This window comes from Streptomyces albiaxialis (genome assembly GCF_039530985.1).
GTDB lineage: Bacteria > Actinomycetota > Actinomycetes > Streptomycetales > Streptomycetaceae > Streptomyces > Streptomyces albiaxialis.
This window is the reverse complement of record NZ_BAAAPE010000008.1, coordinates 121,493-139,618: the sequence shown is the minus strand read 5'-3', so window position 1 is coordinate 139,618 and position 18,126 is coordinate 121,493. Positions and strand designations below refer to the sequence as shown.

The following is an 18,126-nucleotide window of genomic DNA, read 5'->3' as shown; positions in this document are numbered from 1 at the left end:
CTGCCACCGGGGGCGGAACCGGGAGAGCGTTCTCGGCATGCCGACCAGACCATCCCCCCTACCGCCGGTGACGTCGTCGACCGCCGCTGCGTCCGGCCCCGCTTCCGCCCCGCCGGTCGCCGCTCCGGCGCCGCGGCTGCCCGCGCTGCTCGCCGCGCTGCTGGGCTTCTTCGTGATCACCATCGACGTCTCCGCCGTCAACATCGCCCTCCCCGCCGTCGGCGAGGGGCTCGACGGCGGCATGGCCGGGCTCCAGTGGGTCGTGGACAGCTACACGCTGATGTTCGCCGCGCTGATGCTCTCCGCCGGGTCGCTCTCCGACCGGATCGGCGCCCGGCGCGCGTACGGCTGGGGGCTCGGGCTCTTCACCGCCGCCTCCCTGGCGTGCGGGCTCGCGCCGACCATGGGCGCGCTGATCGCCGCCCGCGTGGCCCAGGGCGCGGCGGCGGCCGTGATGATGCCGACCTCGCTCGCGCTGATCCGCCAGGCGTACGCCGAGGCCGGGGAGCGCGCCCGCGCCGTCGCGCTGTGGACGGCGGCCGGAGCGGTCGCCCTGGCCGCCGGGCCCGTGCTGGGCGGACTGCTCACGAGCGCGCTGAGCTGGCGCGCGGTCTTCTTCATCAACCTGCCGGTCGGCGTCCTCGGCGTGGCGCTGCTGGCGCGCGTCGCCCGTTCGCCGCGCCGCCCCGCGCCGCTGGACGCCGGGGGGCAGCTCGCGGCGGTGACCGGGCCGGCGGCGCTGACGTACGCCGTGATCGAGGGCGGCCACGGCGGCTACGGGCGGCCGTCCGTGCTGGGCGCCTTCGCGCTGGCGCTCGCCGCGGCCGTCGCGTTCCTCGCCGTCGAGTCGCGGGCCGCCGGGCCGATGGTGCCGCCGTCCCTGTTCCGGCGGCGCGCGGTCGCCGTACCGGTGGTGATCGGCTTCACGCTCAACGCGGCGTTCTACGGGACGGTGTTCCTGCTCGGCCTCTACTTCCAGCAGGAACGGGGCCTCTCGCCGCTCGCGGCGGGCGCGACGTTCGTGCCGATGGCCGCCGCGACGACCGTCACGAACGTGACCTCGCCCCGCCTGACCGCCCGCTTCGGGGCCCCCGCCGTGATCGTCGCGGGCCTGCTCACGGGCGCCCTCGGCGTCGCCGGGCTGGCGGCGACGGGCCCGGGGTCGCCCACCGCGCTCGCGGTGCTGCTCATGGTGCCGGTCGGCGTCGGCGGGGCGCTGGCGATGCCGCCGCTGACCTCGCTGATGCTCGACAGTGTGGACGCCGGGCGTGCGGGGACGGCTGCCGCCGTCCTCAACACCTCCCGCCAGGTCGGTGGCGCCCTGTCCGTCGCCCTCTTCGGCACGCTGGTCACCGGTGACTTCGCGGCGGGCATGCGCGTCAGCCTGCTGCTGGCGGCCGCGCTCGTCCTGGCCGCCGCGACCCTGACCGCCGCCACCCTCCGCCACACGCCCCCGCCGACCCACTGACCCTCGGGGCTCGCCCCTCCAGGGGCGCGGGCGCGCCGGGTCACGACACCTCGGGGCTTGCCCCCTCAGGGGCGCGGGCCTGTGCTCAATTTGCGGCTCCGCCGCGTGGGCGCGCCGGGTCACGACACCTCGGGGCTTGCCCCCTCAGGGGCGCGGGGAACTGCGCGAGCGGCCACGACGCGGGCGCGGCCCGCGAAGCCGCGTGCGGGGCACCCCGAATCCGGCCCTTTTACGCGGTTGCCCGGCGTGGGGGGCTGCGCTTGCCAGCCCTGCGCCTTCGCGCAGACCTCCCAAGCACAGCAGAGTGAGGGGAGGGGTGAGGGCCTGCCTCCCTTCCGGGGTGCGCAGATCTCCGAAGCACAGCAGAGTGAGGGGAGGGGTAAGAGCCTGCCTCCCTTCCGGGGTGCGCAGACCTCCCAAGCGCGGCAGAGGGGAGCGGCGGAGGTGCCCCGTCAGGGGCGCGGGCGGCGTCACGGGGTCAAAGGGATGAAGGCCGAGGTGAAGAGGTATGAGGGGGTCTCCTCGTCGTCGTAGCCGCCGTCCTGGGCGACCAGGAACTGGAAGCCGCGGGGGAGGGGACGGCCGGAATGGCGGCGCTCGGCGCGGAGTTCGTGCTCGACGTGCCCGGCGAGCAGGCGGTACGGGACGGTGTCGGCGACCTTCGCGCGGGGCTCGTTCATGAGCGTGACCGTCTGGGACATCAGGTCGAAGAAGCCCTTGTCCTGGCGGCGGGAGGGGAACCAGAGGGCCTGCGTCCAGCGGCGGGGGGCCATCGGCATGGCCTCGCGCCAGGCCGTCTCGTTGCCGTCCGCGTCCAGCGAGCGGTGGAAGAGGCGGTAGTCCTGCTGGGCCGGGTTCGGCGCGAAGAAGCGCCAGTCGGGGATGCCCAGGCCGATCCAGTCCAGGTGCCGGATCCGGTCGAAGTTCGTACGGTCCGGGTGCTGGCTCAGCGCCGTGACCGTGAACCAGGCAGCCAGTGCCGTGGCCGCCGCTGCTCCCGCCACGCCCAGCGGGCCGTCCTTATCGTCCATCGCTCGCCACTCCCTCCACGAACGTCAGCAGTTCCGTCGCCACCCGCTCCGCGCACGCCGGGTGCGCGAGGATGTCCTCGTGCGTGGCGTCCTCGACGACCGTGTGCGTCGCGCGGGGCGCCGAAGCCGCGAACTCCTCCTGCAATCGGGCGTGTTCGGCGTCCTTGTGCACCGCGTGCTGCGCGCTGAGCACGAGCACGGGCGAGCCGATCTCGGGCAGCCCGCCCTCGTACCGGTAGAAGTCCTCGCGCGCCGCGAGCCATTCGCGGCGCATGGCCGCCGCCTGGCCCGGGTCGCGGTAGCCCGCGAGGGCCAGTTTCCGTACGTGCGCGGGCAGCAGCTCGGCCCACTCGGGCGCGATCCGCTGGAGCCCGAGGCCGATACGGAGCGAGAGTTCGGCTTTCGGCAGCTCGCGGGCGAGGGCGAGTTCGCCGGTGCGCTGGCGCTCGGAGGCCAGCAGCTCGCCCGGGTGGCTGGAGTCGACCAGGCACAGGGCCCGTATCCGCCCGCCGCCCAGCCGCGCGGCCGCGTGCCAGGCCAGGTGGCCGCCGAGCGAGTGCCCGGCGAGGACCACGGGGCGGTCCGGCGCGACATGGCCGAGGAGGTCCGCCAGGTCCCGGACGGCCTCGTCGAGCCGGTAGTGGCTCTCGTCGGCGTACGTACTGCGCCCGTACCCGGCACGGTTGTACGTGACGACCGGGTGCCGCGCCGCCACGCGCGCGACGACGCGTTCCCAGTGCTCCATCGTCGCGCCCAGCCCGTTCTCGAAGACGAGCAGTGGGCCCTCGCCGGGGTCCGTGCCGACGCGGCGGAAGGAGAGCACGTTTCCCGAGGACGCCGTGAACGCCTCCTCGTCCCCGCGCCCCGTCCGTACGACCGCGCGCCGCCGCTGCTTGGAGACGGCCAGCGTGAGCCCCGCCACGGCGGCCGTACCGGCGCACAGCGCGGGGAAGAGGTCGTCGCGCCGCTCCGTCCCGCCGCCCGGGCCGGGCAGCGGCTTCTCGCGGACGCCCGTCACGTACAGCACCGCCGGGTGCATCGCGCCGAACGCGGTGAGGAAGCGGCCGAGCGCCATCAGCCGGGCGTTGGCGAGGTGGAAGACGTCGGCGGCGGCCACGTACGGCTTCGCGAGACGCCCGCCGAAGAGGAAGACGGCCGGGTACGTGCACTCCATCACGAGGGTGAGCAGCCCGAGGGCGCGCGAGACCCGGGGGTGGCGGCGCAGCAGCCGCCAGGTGCGCTCGTCGCCGTAGGTGACGGTGCGCATGATCCCGTGCAGCGCCTCGCCGTCCCGCCAGAGGGGGCCCGCGAGCTTGACGTAGCCGGACGCCGCGTAGTTGAGCACCGACTGGAGGGCGACGAACCACAGGCAGGCGTCCGCGAGGCGCGGGTCGCGGCCCGTACGGGCGAGCGCCGCCGAGGTCTGGACGAGCCAGGAGACCTGGTCGGCGCCGTCCGTGCCGAAGTGGTGGCGGGGGTGGAGGACGAGGTCGATCCCGGACAGCGCGGCGTTCGCCGCGAGCCGCGTGCGCCGCGAGGTCGGCGCGAGCAGCGAGACGGCGGCGCCGACCGCCACCACGTGCAGGGCCCGCGTCACGGCGGGGCGGGAGACGGCGTCGAGCACGGCGCGGGTGGGCTTCGAGCGGGCCGCGTAGCTGTCGCGGACGACGGACCAGTCGTTGAGGCCGCCGGGGCGCCGGTGCCGCTCCGTCGCCAGATACTCCAGGCTCGCGACGAGATGCGTGGCGGCACTGAGCCTCTCCGTCGACCGCAGGGTCTTCTCCCTGCCGGGCGCGGCGGGGGAGAAGAAGGCGCGCAACGCCGAACGTATGCGGGGCATGGGGGGAATGCCTTTCGGAAAAGGGCGCGGGCGGGAAAACAACACCGGCAAAAGTAGGCTTCCCGCCCGCGCCCGGCTAAAGGGCTACGCGATTCTCAGCCGCGCTCAGTCGTTCGCGTAGTTGTACGCGCTCAGGCCCGCGCCTGCCGCGCCGAGCGTGGCCAGGGCCACGAACGCCGGGGTCGAGGCGATCGGTGTACCGGCGAGCGCGAATTCCGCCTCGGCGTGCTCGGTCAGCTCGCCGAAACGCGCTGCGGACACCTCGTTGATGTGTTCCAGGGTCTTGTTCGCCATGAACTCTTTCCCTTTCTCCATCCGTTGAACGGGCGCTTCTCGCCCGCTCTTCTGGCACACGTCCGCCCGCCCCCGGAAGGTGAGTTCCGTGGTCCGCCGGACGTGAATCCGTGGGGTTACCTGTTGTCGCGCCCCGGGAGGAGGAGCAGGCACAGCGCCAGCGTCGCCAGCGCGGCTCCCGCCACCGCGAGCGCGGTGCGCCGCACGTGCCGGGCGCCCCACCGCCGGGCGCCGGGGGGCGCGCCCGGCGGCAGGGACTGGGGCGTGATCAGACCGGCGCGCGCGTCGAGCGCGGCACGCAGCCGCTCCTCCACCCCGCGCCGTGTCACGGCCCGTCCTCCAGCAGCCTCTCCAGGGCGTCCAGCGCGCGGCTCGCCGTGGATTTCACGGTGCCGCGCGACAGGCCGAGCGTCTCCGCTATCTGCGCCTCGGTCATGTCCGACCAGTAGCGCAGGACCAGCACCTCCCGCTGTCTCCAGGTGAGCTTCATCAGCGCGTCGAGGACCTGCCGGTGCTCCTCGGCGAGCAGCAGCCGTTCGTCGACGGGCGCGCCGTGGCCCTCGTGGGGCGGGATGTAGGCGCGGGCCGTACGGCGGCGGCGCAGCACGGAACGGGCGGCGTTGACGACGGCGGTGTGCAGGTACGAGGCGGCGTCCTGGAGGTCGTCCAGCGCCGCGCCGTGCCGTCGGCAGACCGCGGCGAAGGCGTCCTGCACGACGTCCTCCGCGGTGTGCCGGTCGTCCACGAGGAAGACCGCGAGCCGGACCATGTCCAGCCTGCGCGCCTCGTACAGATCGGCCAGGCTCTGCCGCCCGCCGCGCCGCGACTCCCGCGCCTCCCGTGCTCCTCGCGGCTCCCGTGCCGCTCGCGGCTCCCGCACGGGCGGCGGCGGGGCGGGGCGCGGGTGGGGGCGGGGGCGGCGCAGCAGCCGGAACGGACGGGTGATGACCCTCGGAGTGTCCGCCGCCGTCAGGGGCATCACCGCGGCGTGCGGTGCTGCTCCCAGCATGACGTATGTGGGCTGCATCTCCCTCGTCCACCTCATCCGACATCGCTCGCCGTTGTCGCCCGCCTACACCCCACAAGACGTGCGGCCCCGGCGGGGGTTGCGGGTCGGGTGAAGAAAGTTTCCTGACAACCGGCCCGCGGGCTCCGGTTAGCATCCGGCCATGAGCATCCACGAGGTAGAGATCGAATCCCTGAACGGCGGGCCCGCGCGGCTCGCGCAGTACGAGGGCAAGGCCGTCCTGGTCGTCAACGTCGCGTCCCGCTGCGGGCTGACCCCGCAGTACGCGGGCCTGGAGAAGCTCCACGAGCGGTACGCGGAGCGGGGGTTCACCGTCCTCGGCGTGCCCTGCAACCAGTTCATGGGCCAGGAGCCCGGCACGTCCGAGGAGATCGCCGAGTTCTGCTCGGCGACGTACGGGGTGACGTTCCCGATGACCGAGAAGGTCGAGGTCAACGGCGCGGGGCGGCACGCGCTCTACGAGGAGCTGGCGGACACGGCCGACGCGGAGGGCCACAGCGGCGACATCCGCTGGAACTTCGAGAAGTTCCTCGTGGGCCCCGACGGCGCGGTCGCCGCCCGGTTCGCCCCGCAGACCGAGCCGGACGACGCGGCGCTGACGGCCGCGATCGAGGGCGTACTGCCCCGCTGATCCGCCCCGCCGGGCAGCGGTGACGCACACAGTTGTACGTTGCATCTATGACCCGTACCGTGCCCTGGGCCGTGCCCACTCCTGCCCCGGCCCGGCGGCAGCCGGTCCGCTTCTGCTTCGAGGTGCTGCGCGGCGTCGCGCAGGTCGACTTCATGCCGAACGCCGCGTGCGGCGCCTTCTTCGTCGCGGCCCTCTTCGCCTCCGGCTGGCAGTACGGGCTCTACGGGCTCCTGGGCGCCGCCGTCGGCACGGGTGTCGCCTACGGGCTCGGCGTCGACCGCGAGCGGATCGGCGCGGGCCTGGAGGGCTTCAACGGCTGTCTGGTCGCCGTCGCGTTCGCCGTCTTCCTCGGCCCCGGCCACGCCTCGACCTGGGCCATGGCGCTCGGCGGGGCCGTGGTCGCCGCCGTCGTCACCGGAGCGCTCGTCAATCTGCTGAAGCCCTGGGCGCTGCCGACGTTCACGCTGCCGTTCTGCCTGATCGCCAGCGTCGTCACGATCGCCGCGCCCGGCTTCCAGCGGATCTGGCACGAGGGCTCCTCGCTCTCCGCGCTGCCCCGCACCGCGCACGGCGATCCCGGGCTGAACTGGGGCGACCTCGCGCACGCCTTCTTCGCCAACGTCGGCCAGATCTTCCTGATGCCGCAGTGGTACGTGGGCGTCATCTTCCTGATCGGGATCTTCGTCGCCGACCTCCACGCCGGGTTCACCGCCTGCCTCGGCAGCGCCGTCGGCACCGCCACCGCCTGGGCGCTGGGCGCCCCCGCCACCGGCGTCGTCGAGGGGCTGCTCGGCTACAACGCGGTGCTCGTCGCCATGGCCCTCGGCAGCGTCTTCCTGGCCCGCGGCCCCTGGGCGCTGGTCTACGCCGCCGTGGGCGCCGTCGCCTCGACCGTGCTGACCGTCGCCGTCACCTCGTTCTTCTCGCCCTTCGGCGGCCACACCCTCACCTGGCCGTACATCCTCACCACGCTCGTCTTCCTCGTCGCCGTGCCCTCCTTCCCCCGGCTGCGGGGTTTGGCCGCGGTTTAGCGCCCACCGGCACGCTGCGCCCACGGACGTGCGCGAGGGACGGGCACGGGTACGAGGACGAGGACGAGCGGAGCGCCATGACTCGATATCTGCCCTGGAAGAGCGGCGAGGCGCCGGAGCCGGGAGTGCCCCGGCTGCTGTGCTTCCCGTACGCGGGTGGCGGCGCCTCCGCGTACGGCCGCTGGCAGCGGGAACTCGACGCGCACGGAGCCGGGGTACGGGTCGTCCCCGTCCAGCTTCCCGGCAGGGAGGGGCGGATGAGCGAGCCCCGCTTCACCGACCTCGACGAGCTGATCGACGACATGAGCGACCAGTTGGAGGAGGAGCTGGAGCAGCCGCACGTGCTCTACGGGCACAGCATGGGCGCCCTCGTCGCCTACGCGCTCGCCCAGCGGCGGCAGCGCGAGGGCACCTCCATGCCCCGGGCGCTGGTGCTCAGCGCCTACCGCGCCCCGCACCTGCCGCCGCCCCGCATCGCCGCGCCGGGCGCCAGCGACGAGGAACTCGTCGACAGCCTCGCGCAGCTCGGCGGCATCCCGGCGCCGCTGCTCAAGCACCCGGACTTCCTCTCCGCGCTGATGCCCGTCGCCCGCGACGACCTGCGGCTGTGCAACGGCTACGCGTCCGTCCTCTACGACGAGCCCCTCCGCGTCCCCATGCACCTCTTCGCGGGCGAGGAGGACAAACTGGTGACGGTGCCCGAGGTGCTGGCCTGGCGCCGGTACGCGGCACGCGGCTGCGAGGTGCGCACCCTGCCGGGCGACCACTTCTTCATCCGCTCCGTCGAGGAGGCGTTCCTGCGCGAACTCGGCTCGCTGCTGCGGCAGTACGCCTACGAGCCCGTGCTCGCGGGCGTCGGGGTCTGACGGCTCCCCCCCCCCGCCGCGGACCCCGGAGCCCGGGCGCGCCCGCCCCGCCCCGCGCGGGCGCGCCCCGCCCCACGCGTCGGCCGGCTGCTCGGCGCACTCGGCGTACTCGGTGCGCTCGGTGCGCTCAGTGTGTGAGCAGCCAGCCGACGCGGTCGTACGCGGCCACGTGGTAGGCGGCCATGACGAGCAGCGCCGCCGTCGCGATCCGCCGCAGGCGCAGGTGGTAGAGGGCGGCCACCGCGCCGAACAGCACGGCCAGTTCGAGCAGGAGGCGCAGCGGGCCGGGCGTCTCGTAGTCCGTCTCGCCCGACCGCGACTCGTCGCCGGAGACCGCGAACGCGCCCCAGGCCCAGCCGACCGCCACCACCAGCGCGACCGCCGCGAGGAACCGTACGGGCCACGGGCCCGGCGTCCCGCGCCAGGCCCACAGCGCGAAGCAGCCCAGCGCGAACAGCTCCAGCACGAAGCGGAGTCCGAGGAAGAACGGGTGGTAGGCGAGGGCGAGCGGGGTGGGGCTCACGGGCGTCCCTCCGTCGTGGTCGGCCGGGACCGCCCGGCGGCGGCACTCCGCCGACCCTGTCCGCGCCCCGGCCGCGCGGACCCGCGCGGCCCCCCGCCCCGAGTCTCCCGCGCGAGCGCTCAAGCCCCGCTGGAGGGAGGCCGGTCACGACTCATGGGGACCCGGCGGTCAGCGGGTGGGGGCGCGGCTCTCCTCGGGCGCCGGGGGCTTCTCGGCCCGGCCCGGCGCGGGCGCGGGGCCGGCGGGGCGGGGGCCCGGGAGGAGGAACGCGGCTGCCGCCGCCCCGGCGGCGACCAGCGCGGCGGCCACCGCGAAGCCCGTGGACGCCGCGTGCTCGAACGCGTCGCGCGCCGCCGCTGTCGTCGGCGGGCGCATCTCGCCGGACGGGCCGTGCGTGTACTGGTGGGCCAGCACCGTGCCGAGGACGGCCACGCCCAGCGCGTTGCCCAGCTCCTGCGTGGTGTTGTTGAGGGCCGCCGCGTTGCCCGCGCGGTCCCCCGGGACCAGCCGCATCATCGTGTCCGTCGCCGGGGTCAGGGCAAGCCCGACGCCCGCCCCGCACAGCGCGACCCCGCACAGCAGCACCGGATAGCCCTCCGCCGAGCGCGTCAGGACGAGCATGCCCGTCGCCGCGCAGGCCAGCCCCGCGGCGACCCCGCCGCGCGGCCCCGTGCTCCGGGCCAGCGCCGGGGCGACCGCCGAGCCCACGCCCACCGCGGCGGCGAACGGCGCCACGGCGAGGCCCGCCTCCAGCGGGGTGTAGCCCATCACGAACTGCATCTGCTGCGTGAGCACGAACAGCGTGCCCGCCAGCCCCAGGAACAGCATCGTGTTGCCCGTGCCCGCGCCCTGGAACGCGCGGCGGCGCAGCATCGCGAAGTCCACCATGGGGGAGGGGTGGCGCCGCTCCCAGGCCACGAACGCGCCCGCGCTCGCCCCGGCCACCGCGAACGCGGACAGCACCGAGGCGGACGTCCAACCGCTGCCCGAGGCGTGGATGACGCCGTACACCAGGCCCGTCATCGTCGCCGAGCCCAGCAGCGCGCCCACCGGGTCGGGCGGGCGCGGCACCCGCGCGGCCGACTCCGGCAGCAGCGCCGCCCCGGCCACCAGGACGACGGCCACCGGCAGCAGATTGACGAAGAAGACCGAGCCCCACCAGAAGTGGTCGACGAGGACGCCGCCCAGGATGGGGCCCGCCGCGACGCCGAGCGCCGAGGCGCTGCCCCACACCGCGATGGCCCGGGGCCGCTCGTGCGCGGGGAACACGTCGACCAGGATCGACAGCGTCCCCGGCATCACGAACGCCGCCGCCATGCCCATCAGGCCGCGTGCCAGCGTCAGTTGGGCCGCGCCGTCGGCGGTCACGGCCACCAGCGAGCCGGCCCCGAACACGAGCGCGCCGAGCAGGGTGCCGCGCTTGCGCCCGTAGCGGTCCGAGAGCGTCCCGGCGGTCAGCAGGCAGGCGGCGAAGACCAGCGCGTAGCCGTCCACGATCCACTGCGTCCGGGTGATGCCGGTGCCGAGGTCGCGCATGATGCTCGGAATGGCCACGTTCAGCAGCCCGTTGTTCAGGATGATCATGAACAGGGCGAGGGAGAGCACGCTCAGCACCCACCACCGCCGGGGGTCGACCGACTCCGGCCCGGCGCCGGTCCCCGTCCCGGGGCCCTCCGCCGCTTCCGGTCCCACTTCCGGTGTCCGCATGCCCGCGATGCTCGGAGCCCCGGCTTTAGCCGGGCCAAAGCCGCGCCGCCGACGCTGGGCCGGGCAGGACGACGGATCCGTGACGGAGGAGAGCGGGGGAGGCCCATGCACCCACGCGACGCCTTCCCCGCGGCCCGCCCCGCGCCGGGCGCGGGACCCGCGCGGTGCGCCGTTCCCGCGCGGGGCGGCACCCCCGTGACGGAGGGTGCCCCCGTTCTCGGCGCGGCGGGACGGCGGACCGTCGCCGCGCCCCGGGCCGAGAACGCCGCCGAGGCCTTCCTGGGGCGGGCCGCCGCCCTGCACGCCGCCGCGCCCGCCGTGCGGGACGGGGCGGGGGCGTGGACGTACGCGACGCTCGACGCGGCGTCGCGGACCTTCGCGCTGCGCCTGGCCGAGCGCGGGGTGCGGCCCGGGGACCGGGTGCTGGTCAGGCTCGGAGCCGTGCGGGAGTTCGTCGCGGCGCTGTACGGGACGTGGCGGCTCGGCGCGGTGTTCGTGCCCGTCGGCCCGGACATGAGGCCCTTCCATCTGCGGGCCGTGCTGGAGGACGTCCGGCCCGCGCTCGCCCTCGTCGTCCCCGGGGAGCGCGAGGGCGTGGACGGGATGCCCTGGCCCGCGCGGTGCGAGGTCCTCGCGCTCGACGAGCTGGACCTCTCCTGGCCCGGGCCCGACGACCCGCCGGAGGACCCCGCGCCGCCGGTGCCCGCGGACCGGCCCGCGCTGCTGCTCCCCGTCTCGGGGCCCGGCCCGGTGCCCCGGGCCGTCGTCTGCCCGCACGCGCAGGTCGCCTTCGCCGCGCGCGCCGTCGCCGCCCGGCTCGGCTACCGCCGGGACGACGTCGTCCTCTCGGCCCTCCCGCTCGCCTCCGGGCACGGGCTCCAGCAGGTGCCGCTGTGCGCGCTCGCCGGTGCCGAACTCTCGCTGTACGAGGGCGGGGCCGGGGACGGCTCCGGCCTGCTCGCCCGTGCGCGCGAGCACGGGGCCACCGTCCTCCCCCTCGAACCCTCGCTCGGCGCGCCGCTCGTACGGCGTGCCGCGCGGGACCGGCGGCGTACCCGTGTCCGCCTCCTGACCGGCACGGGCGACCCGTTGGGCGCGCCGCTCACCGCCTCCCTGCGCGCGGCGTTCCCCGGCGCGCGGGTCGCCCTCGTGTCCGGCGGCGAGGAGTGCCAGGCCCTCACCGTCCTGGAGCCCGACGGCGATCTCGCGCACCCCGGCTCGCTGGGCCCCGCGCTCCCCGGCACCCGGGTGCTGGCCCTCGACGGCGGGGGCCGGCCCCTGGACCCATACGAGATCGGGGAGATCGCCGCGCGGGGCCCGCACGTCATGGCCGGGTACCGGCACGCGCCCGGCGCCACGGCACGGCACTTCCGCCCCGCGCCCGACGGGACGGTCACCCTCCGCACGGGCCAGTACGGCTGGCTCGACGAGGACGGCCACCTCTACGTCCAGGGCCGCCGCGACGGGCAGTTCCGGCGGCACGGCACGCGGACGGGCGCCGCCGAGATCGAGGCCGCCGCCCTCGACGTCGAGGGGGTGCGGCACGCGGTGCTGCTCGTGCCCGGGGAGGGCGGCGGCATGGCGCTCTTCACCGTGGGCCCGGCGACGGAGGACGAGGTCCGCGCCGGGCTCGCCGCGCGCCTGGAGGCCGCGAAGGTGCCCGGGGCCGGGGACTGCCACGTCCTCGACGCCCTGCCGCGCGCCCCGGACGGCACGGCCGACCGGGCGCGGCTCGGGGCGCTGCTGCGGGCGCTCAGGGCCAGACGTTGTCGCTGACCGAGCCGAGCCCCGTGCCGGACAGCTTGCGGTGCAGCGCGACCGCTTGCCCCTCGGTGAGCGAGGCGACATGGTCGGCCGCGGCCCGCAACGGGTCGCCGTGCAGGGCCAGTTCCTCGGCCCGCTCGTACGGCAGGAGCTGCGGCGACTCGTATGTCCAGCGCAGCAGTTCGCCGACGATGCGGCGCTTGCCGTGCTGCTGGGTGGCGAGCGCGGGCCGGTCGATGACGTAGCACCACACCAGCTCCTTCAGCAGGTCGCAGGCGGCGCGGAGCGGGCCGGGCACGAGCAGCCGGGCGCCGTAGCGGATCGCGGACGGGCCGCCGACCTCCAGCTCTATGCCGCGCGTGAAGTACGCGATCAGGTCGGCCGTACGCCGGTTGACCGCGACCGCGTCCTCGTGGGTGCCGCCGTACGGCGCGTGGACGGCGAGGCGCTTGCCGATGTCGGCCAGCAGCTCCAGCGCCGCGCCCCGGTCGAACTCCTCGCCCTCGGCGCGGCGCTTGGCCTCCACGTACGCCAGGAACCGCGCGGTCTCCCGTTCGGTCTCGGGGCCGGTCGCGCCCTCGGCGGGGAAGAGCGCGGCGAGCGGGATCAGGCCGGTGCGGTAGAAGTCCTCGACGTCGTGGCAGGCGTAGGTGACGTCGTCCGCCCAGTCCATGAGCTGTTCCTCGACGGGCACGGACGTGTCCTCGCGCCCGTCCCGGATCCACGCGAACGCCTCGCGGTCGGCCACGTACACCCCCCACTTGCGGTGCCGCGCCGGATCCTGGTCGCGCGGGGCCCGCTCCCACGGGTACTTCACCGAGGCGTCCAGGCAGGCCCGCGTCAGATGCAGCCCCCGGTGCCCGGGGTACTTGTGCGCGGCGAGGAAGGTGAGGACGCGCAGCGTCTGCGCGTTGCCCTCGAAGCTGTCCAGGCCGCCGCCGGAGAAGCGCAGCTCGTCCATGGTGGCGCGCAGCGCGGTCTCCCCGGCGTGGCCGAAGGGCGGGTGCCCGATGTCGTGCGCCATGCAGGCCGCCTCCACGAGCGCCGGGTTCGGCCCGCCGTACCGCCGCTCCAGCCGTTCGGCCATGCGCCGCCCGAGCTGGGCGACCTTCATCGAGTGGGTCAGCCGCGTGTGGTACGCGCCCAGCTCGCCGCTGGCCACCACCTGGCTCTTCCCGGCGAGGGCCCGCCACTGCGTCGAGTAGAGCAGCCGGTCCACGTCGTGCTCGAAGGCCGAGCGCTGCCCGTCGTCGTCCACGCGCCGCCGCCGCGCGTGCTGTTCGAGGTCGTCGTCGCTGTATTCCGCTGGTCTCATGACCGGATGCTACGCGCGTAGCCGCGCGGGCGCGGACCGGACCTCCGCGCGACCGGCCCTTGAGGGCCGGGGCCCAGCATCGGTCCCCGCGTACTGCGAGGGGGTCGGCCTCTGGCCGTTTCCGGCGGTTCATGGGTGCCCTCACGTCAGGGCTGGGCAGGGGCTGCCCCGCCTGTCCGTCGCAGACCGCGCGTCGTGGACGGTTGCTCGCGCAGTTCCCCGCGCCCCTGAGGCCTCAGGGGCGCGGGGAACTGCGCGGCCAGCCACGACGACGCCGCGGTCTGCGATGCACAGGACGGGGCAGCCCGTGCCCAGCAGCCACAGGAGGGGGCAACTATGACGTGCCGCGAACTCGACCTCACGTCCAGGATCGTCGCGCTCGGCGGGTCGCTGCGCGCGGAGTCCGTCTCCGCGCAGGCGCTGCGCGCGTGTGCCGCGCGGGCGCGGCGGGCGGGGGCGCGGGTGACGGTCTTCGCGGGACGCGACCTCGCGCTGCCGCTCTACGACCCGGAGAGCGGCATCCGTACGGCGGCGGAGAGCCGTCTCCTCGCCGCGCTGCGCGCCGCGGACGGGGTGCTGCTGGCCTGCCCCACGTACCACGGGGCCATGTCGGGGCTGCTGAAGAACGCCCTCGACCATGTGGAGGACCTCGGCGGGCGCGCCGCCGGCTGCGTCGCCGTCGCGCGGAACGAGGCGGCGGGCGCCCCGGCGCTCGCCGGGATGCGCGCCGTGGCCCAGGCGCTGGGGGCGTGGGCGGTGCCGATGGGCGTGGTGGTGCGGGCGGACGCGGCGTTCGACCTCCGCGACGGGGAGGACCACGGCACGGACCCCCGCACCGCCCGCCGCCTCGACATCATGACGGAGCAGGTCCTCGACCACGCCCGGCTGCGCGCCCGCACGGGCTCCCCGGCCCTTCGAGGTCACCTCTAGGCAGGGACAGAACAATGCCGGGCATGCTCGCCTCACTCGGCACGGTGCTGCACCGCCGACGCCGCCTCGCGCTGCTCCTGCTGACGCTCGCCGCGCTCCTCGCGGGCGCCGTGGGCGCCACGGTGAACAGCGCGCTCACCAACGGCCGCGCCGACTACTACGACCCGGGCGGGCAGAACCTCGTCGCCCGGGACATCATCCAGGACGCCACCGGCGTCGACTCGCTGCGCGGCTACACGCTGCTCGTCCACACGAGCACCCCGCTCGAAGTGGGCGACCCGCGCCCCGAAGCGGTGCGCGCGGCCGAGAGGCTGCTGCGCACGCGCGACGAGGTCAAGGACGTCGTCGACTACGCGGACCCGAAGGGCGAGGGCCTCATCGCGCGGGACGGCGGCAGCACCGTCGTCCTCGCGCACGTCGGCCCCATGGACGAGAAGGACACCCTCACCGCCGAACGCGACCTCCAGAAGGCCATCGAGGCCGACCCGGCGCTGCGCGACCGTACGCTGCTGGGCGGCGCCACTCCGGGCCAGGTGCAGGTCGGGAAGGTCACCAACGAGGACCTGGCGCTGGCCGAGGGCATCGCGACGCCCGTCATCCTGCTGCTGCTCTTCCTCGTGTTCCGCGGCGTGGTCGCCGCCTGCGTGCCGGTCGTCGGCGCGCTCGTCTCGCTGCTGCTGACCCTGGCGGGCCTGCGGGCCGCGACGGAGGCGACGCAGGTCTCGACGGGGGCGCTGAACCTCGCGTTCGCGCTCAGCCTGGGGCTCTCCATCGACTTCGGGCTGCTCCTCGTCTCCCGCTACCGCGAGGAGATCGCCGCGTCCGGCCCCGGCGTCACGGCGCTGCGCCGCACGCTGGCGACGGCGGGCCGCACGGTGCTGTTCAGCGCCCTGACGGTGGCCGCCGCGCTGGCCGCGCTGATGGTCTTCCCGCACCCGTACCTGCGGTCGATGGGCCTCGCCGGAGTGATCACCGTCGCCGCCTCCGCGCTCTTCGCGCTCGTCGGGCTGCCCGCGATCCTCGCCGCGCTCGGCGCGCGGATCAACGCGCTCGCCCCGAAGCGCTGGCAGCGCTCCACCGCGCACCGGGACGCCGCGGGCCGGCGCTGGAGCGCCGTCGCCTCCGCCGTGATGCGCCGCCCGGCGGTCGTCGCCGTGGGCGCCGCCGCCGTGCTGCTGCTGATCGCCGCGCCCGTGGCGGGCATCCGCTTCACCGGAGTGGACCCCGCGACGCTGCCGAAGGACGTCAGCGCCGGGAAGGTCGCGCACGAGCTGGAGCGGGACTACGCCGAGCCGACGACCTCGCCGCTCCAGATCGTCCTGGACACCCACGACGGCGCCGGACTGCGCGCGTACGCCGAGCGCGTGGCCGCCGTCGACGGCGTCAGCTCCGTCGGCGAGCCCACCCGGCTGGACGCCGGGCACTGGGAGATCGACGCGGTGCTCCGGGGCAGCCCGCTGGACGACGCCGCCAAGGACGCGGCCACCGGCGTACGCGCGCTCGACGCGCCGCACGAGGCCCGCTACACGGGCGTGACCGCCGACTTCCTCGAACAGCGCGACTCCATCGCCGACCGGCTGCCGCTCGCGCTGACCGTGCTCGTCGTCGTCACGCTGCTGCTGCTCTTCGCGTTCACCGGCTCGCTGGTGCTGCCCGTCAAGGCGCTGGTGATGAACGCGCTGTCCACGCTGGCGGCCTTCGGTTTCCTCGTCTGGGTCTTCCAGGACGGGAACCTGGGCTTCGCGCCGCAGAACGGCATCGAGGTCACGACGCCGGTCGTCGTCTTCGCGCTGGCCTTCGGCCTGTCCACCGACTACAACGTCTTCCTCCTCGGCCGCATCAAGGAGGCCAGGGCGGCCACCGGCGACGACCGCGCCGCCGTCCGGGAGGGACTGGCCCGCACCGGCGCGGTCGTCACCTCCGCCGCCGTCCTCTTCGGCGTCGCGCTCGGCGCGCTCGTCCTCTCCCGACTGGCCCTCATCCAGGAGCTGGGGCTCGGCGCCACGTTCGCCGTCCTCATCGACGCGACGCTCGTACGGGCGCTGCTCGTGCCGTCCCTGATGGCCCTGCTGGGCACCGCCAACTGGTGGCTGCCCGCGCCCCTGCGGCGGCTGCGCCACGCGCTGCGCCTGGACCGCCTGGACCGCCCGGGTGACCCCGACGGCCCGGACCGGCCGGACGGCGGGGCGCCCGCGCGGGAGACGGAGCCGCCGGTGACCGGATCCCGGCCCCGCGCCGACGAGCCCGGACATCCGGAGGTGTCCGTCCGATGACGCCACGGGTGGGTGGCGCGCCGGGCGGCGGTGCCGGGAGCGCCGCCGCCCGGACCGGCCCCACGCGCCCGGCGTACCGAGGTCCCGCCGGCTCCCCGGGCCCGGCGCCCGGGGAGCCGTGTTCCACCCCCACCCAGCCTTCCTGACGGAGAGGGAGACCGCGCGATGACCGAGCCCGAGATGGACTACCCCTTCCCCCGCCCCTCGGCGGTGGAGATGCCGCCCGTGTACGAGAAGCTGCGCGAGTCGTGCCCGGTGGCCCACGTCCGGCTGCCCAGCGGCGACGAGGGCTACGTCGCCAGCCGCTACGAGGACGTGCGCACCGTGCTGGCCGACACCCGCTTCAGCCGGGCCGCAACCGTCGCACCGGGCGCGCCGCAGCTCTCCAAGAACCCGCCGATGGCCGGCGGCCTGTTCACGATGGACCCGCCCGAGCACACCCGGCTGCGCAAGCTGGTCTCGCGGGAGTTCACCGCGCGCCGCGTACAGAACCTGCGGCCCCGCATCCAGGAGCTGACCGACGGGCTGCTCGACGAGATGGAGAAGCTCGACCCGCCCGCCGACCTCAACACCACGCTCGCCTTCCCGCTGCCCGTCATGGTCATCTGCGAACTGCTGGGCGTGCCCTTCGAGGACCGGGACAAGTTCCGTGCCTGGTCCGACGCGTTCGTCTCGCTCACCTCGCACGCGCCCGAGGAGGTCGCCTCCCGGCGCGAGGAGATGGTGCGCTATCTCGGGCAGCTCATCGAGCGCAAACGGGAGGAGCCCGCCGACGACCTGATGAGCGCCCTCGTCGCCGCGCGCGACGAGCAGGGCAGCCTCTCCGGGCCCGAACTCGTCCTCATGGGCATCACGCTCCTCGTCGCGGGCCACGAGACGACCGTCAGCATGATCGGCACCTGTGTGCTGACCCTGCTGCGCCACCCCGAGCACCTGGCGGCGCTGCGGGAGCGGCCCGAGGCGATGGAGCACGCCGTCGAGGAGCTGCTGCGGATCAACCCCATCGGCGACGGCGGCCCGCTGCGCGTCACGCTGGAGGACGTCACCGTCGGCGGTACGTCCATCCCGCGCGGCAGCGCCGTGCTCGCGGCGATCTGCTCCGCGAACCGTGACGAGTCCGTCTTCACCGGGCGGCCCACCGGCGAGTTCGACCCCGGCCGCGGATCGGCCACCTCGCAGCTCGCCTTCGGGCACGGGGCGCACTTCTGTCTGGGCGCCGCGTTGGCCCGGGCGGAGTTGCAGATCGTGCTCTCTTCTCTGCTGGGCCGGTTTCCCGGGTTGCGCCTCGCCGAGGACGTGTCCGCGCTCCGGATGACGACCGGCATGATGGTCCACGCCCTGGAGCGACTTCCGGTCACGTGGTGAGCCGAGCAGGGGGTGCCCCTTGCCGTGGCATGCGGACTGCGAGTGCGTCGTGGCTTGTCGC

At 75.3% G+C, this 18,126-nt stretch carries 16 protein-coding genes; 8 read left to right on the top strand and 8 right to left on the bottom strand.

Features of this window, described 5'->3' with window-relative positions:
- Positions 1-37: 37 nt before the first annotated feature.
- Complete coding sequence (locus ABD343_RS16820; protein WP_344528865.1) at positions 38-1,468, top strand: MFS transporter; 1,431 nt, start codon at positions 38-40, stop codon at positions 1,466-1,468.
- A gap of 470 nt (positions 1,469-1,938) precedes the next feature.
- On the opposite strand, the gene ABD343_RS16815 is transcribed toward ABD343_RS16820, so the two are convergent.
- From ABD343_RS16815 to ABD343_RS16795, 5 genes are all read right to left on the bottom strand, one after another.
- Complete coding sequence (locus tag ABD343_RS16815) at positions 1,939-2,499, bottom strand: hypothetical protein (protein WP_344528863.1); 561 nt, start codon at positions 2,497-2,499, stop codon at positions 1,939-1,941.
- Positions 2,489-4,339, bottom strand: coding sequence for an alpha/beta fold hydrolase (locus ABD343_RS16810; RefSeq protein WP_344528861.1), 1,851 nt, complete (start codon positions 4,337-4,339; stop codon positions 2,489-2,491). Before ABD343_RS16810 ends, ABD343_RS16815 begins: the two co-directional genes overlap by 11 nt.
- A gap of 105 nt (positions 4,340-4,444) precedes the next feature.
- Entirely contained in the window at positions 4,445-4,633 is a 189-nt protein-coding gene (locus tag ABD343_RS16805) for a hypothetical protein (protein ID WP_344528859.1), read from the bottom strand.
- Positions 4,634-4,749: 116 nt separating this feature from the next.
- Complete coding sequence (locus ABD343_RS16800) at positions 4,750-4,962, bottom strand: hypothetical protein (RefSeq protein ID WP_344528857.1); 213 nt, start codon at positions 4,960-4,962, stop codon at positions 4,750-4,752.
- The gene (locus ABD343_RS16795; protein WP_344528855.1) at positions 4,959-5,660 is read right to left on the bottom strand and encodes a SigE family RNA polymerase sigma factor; all 702 of its coding nucleotides are present in this window, start codon (positions 5,658-5,660) and stop codon (positions 4,959-4,961) included. The genes ABD343_RS16800 and ABD343_RS16795 overlap by 4 nt, the downstream gene beginning before the upstream one ends.
- 142 nt (positions 5,661-5,802) lie before the next feature.
- Here ABD343_RS16795 and ABD343_RS16790 point away from each other — a divergent pair, with 142 nt between their 5' ends.
- The 3 genes from ABD343_RS16790 to ABD343_RS16780 all read left to right on the top strand — a co-directional run bounded on the left by ABD343_RS16790 (position 5,803) and on the right by ABD343_RS16780 (position 8,188).
- Positions 5,803-6,291 carry a glutathione peroxidase gene (locus ABD343_RS16790; RefSeq protein WP_344528853.1) on the top strand — a complete coding sequence of 163 codons (489 nt, stop codon included), beginning with the start codon at positions 5,803-5,805 and terminating at the stop codon, positions 6,289-6,291.
- Positions 6,292-6,338: 47 nt separating this feature from the next.
- Positions 6,339-7,322, top strand: a complete 984-nt coding sequence (locus ABD343_RS16785; RefSeq protein WP_344528851.1) for an urea transporter — start codon at positions 6,339-6,341, stop codon at positions 7,320-7,322.
- Between the two features lie 77 nt (positions 7,323-7,399).
- Positions 7,400-8,188, top strand: coding sequence for a thioesterase II family protein (locus tag ABD343_RS16780; RefSeq protein WP_344528850.1), 789 nt, complete (start codon positions 7,400-7,402; stop codon positions 8,186-8,188).
- Positions 8,189-8,315: 127 nt separating this feature from the next.
- Here ABD343_RS16780 and ABD343_RS16775 read toward each other — a convergent pair whose 3' ends face one another.
- Complete coding sequence (locus ABD343_RS16775) at positions 8,316-8,711, bottom strand: DUF2568 domain-containing protein (RefSeq protein ID WP_344528848.1); 396 nt, start codon at positions 8,709-8,711, stop codon at positions 8,316-8,318.
- 168 nt (positions 8,712-8,879) lie between these two features.
- Positions 8,880-10,418, bottom strand: coding sequence for an MFS transporter (locus ABD343_RS16770; protein ID WP_344528846.1), 1,539 nt, complete (start codon positions 10,416-10,418; stop codon positions 8,880-8,882).
- A gap of 105 nt (positions 10,419-10,523) precedes the next feature.
- Here ABD343_RS16770 and ABD343_RS16765 point away from each other — a divergent pair, with 105 nt between their 5' ends.
- Positions 10,524-12,194: a class I adenylate-forming enzyme family protein gene (locus ABD343_RS16765; protein ID WP_344528844.1), complete on the top strand. Its 1,671-nt coding sequence runs from the start codon at positions 10,524-10,526 to the stop codon at positions 12,192-12,194.
- On the opposite strand, the gene dgt is transcribed toward ABD343_RS16765, so the two are convergent.
- On the bottom strand, positions 12,172-13,497 hold the full coding sequence (gene dgt, locus ABD343_RS16760) for a dGTP triphosphohydrolase (RefSeq protein WP_344528842.1): 1,326 nt from the start codon (positions 13,495-13,497) through the stop codon (positions 12,172-12,174). The two genes, ABD343_RS16765 and dgt, sit on opposite strands and share 23 nt — an antisense overlap.
- 336 nt (positions 13,498-13,833) lie before the next feature.
- On the opposite strand from dgt, the gene ABD343_RS16755 reads away from it, so the two are divergent.
- The 3 genes from ABD343_RS16755 (at position 13,834) to ABD343_RS16745 (ending at position 18,065) form a co-directional block, all read left to right on the top strand.
- Positions 13,834-14,427, top strand: coding sequence for an NADPH-dependent FMN reductase (locus tag ABD343_RS16755; RefSeq protein ID WP_344528840.1), 594 nt, complete (start codon positions 13,834-13,836; stop codon positions 14,425-14,427).
- Positions 14,428-14,450: 23 nt separating this feature from the next.
- A complete protein-coding gene (locus ABD343_RS16750) occupies positions 14,451-16,700 on the top strand; it encodes an MMPL family transporter (RefSeq protein ID WP_344528838.1) in 2,250 nt (749 codons plus the stop codon).
- 165 nt (positions 16,701-16,865) lie between these two features.
- The gene (locus ABD343_RS16745) at positions 16,866-18,065 is read left to right on the top strand and encodes a cytochrome P450 (RefSeq protein ID WP_344528836.1); all 1,200 of its coding nucleotides are present in this window, start codon (positions 16,866-16,868) and stop codon (positions 18,063-18,065) included.
- Positions 18,066-18,126 lie beyond the last annotated feature (61 nt).

Bases quoted from the DNA above. Each gene is read 5' to 3' on its own strand.
- ABD343_RS16820 (WP_344528865.1), top strand. From the start codon at position 38: ATGCCGACCAGACCATCCCCCCTACCGCCGGTGACGTCGTCGACCGCC.
- ABD343_RS16815 (WP_344528863.1), bottom strand. From the start codon at position 2,499: ATGGACGATAAGGACGGCCCGCTGGGCGTGGCGGGAGCAGCGGCGGCC.
- ABD343_RS16810 (WP_344528861.1), bottom strand. From the start codon at position 4,339: ATGCCCCGCATACGTTCGGCGTTGCGCGCCTTCTTCTCCCCCGCCGCG.
- ABD343_RS16805 (WP_344528859.1), bottom strand. From the start codon at position 4,633: ATGGCGAACAAGACCCTGGAACACATCAACGAGGTGTCCGCAGCGCGT.
- ABD343_RS16795 (WP_344528855.1), bottom strand. From the start codon at position 5,660: ATGCAGCCCACATACGTCATGCTGGGAGCAGCACCGCACGCCGCGGTG.
- ABD343_RS16790 (WP_344528853.1), top strand. From the start codon at position 5,803: ATGAGCATCCACGAGGTAGAGATCGAATCCCTGAACGGCGGGCCCGCG.
- ABD343_RS16785 (WP_344528851.1), top strand. From the start codon at position 6,339: ATGACCCGTACCGTGCCCTGGGCCGTGCCCACTCCTGCCCCGGCCCGG.
- ABD343_RS16780 (WP_344528850.1), top strand. From the start codon at position 7,400: ATGACTCGATATCTGCCCTGGAAGAGCGGCGAGGCGCCGGAGCCGGGA.
- ABD343_RS16770 (WP_344528846.1), bottom strand. From the start codon at position 10,418: ATGCGGACACCGGAAGTGGGACCGGAAGCGGCGGAGGGCCCCGGGACG.
- ABD343_RS16765 (WP_344528844.1), top strand. From the start codon at position 10,524: ATGCACCCACGCGACGCCTTCCCCGCGGCCCGCCCCGCGCCGGGCGCG.
- dgt (WP_344528842.1), bottom strand. From the start codon at position 13,497: ATGAGACCAGCGGAATACAGCGACGACGACCTCGAACAGCACGCGCGG.
- ABD343_RS16755 (WP_344528840.1), top strand. From the start codon at position 13,834: ATGACGTGCCGCGAACTCGACCTCACGTCCAGGATCGTCGCGCTCGGC.
- ABD343_RS16750 (WP_344528838.1), top strand. From the start codon at position 14,451: ATGCTCGCCTCACTCGGCACGGTGCTGCACCGCCGACGCCGCCTCGCG.
- ABD343_RS16745 (WP_344528836.1), top strand. From the start codon at position 16,866: ATGACCGAGCCCGAGATGGACTACCCCTTCCCCCGCCCCTCGGCGGTG.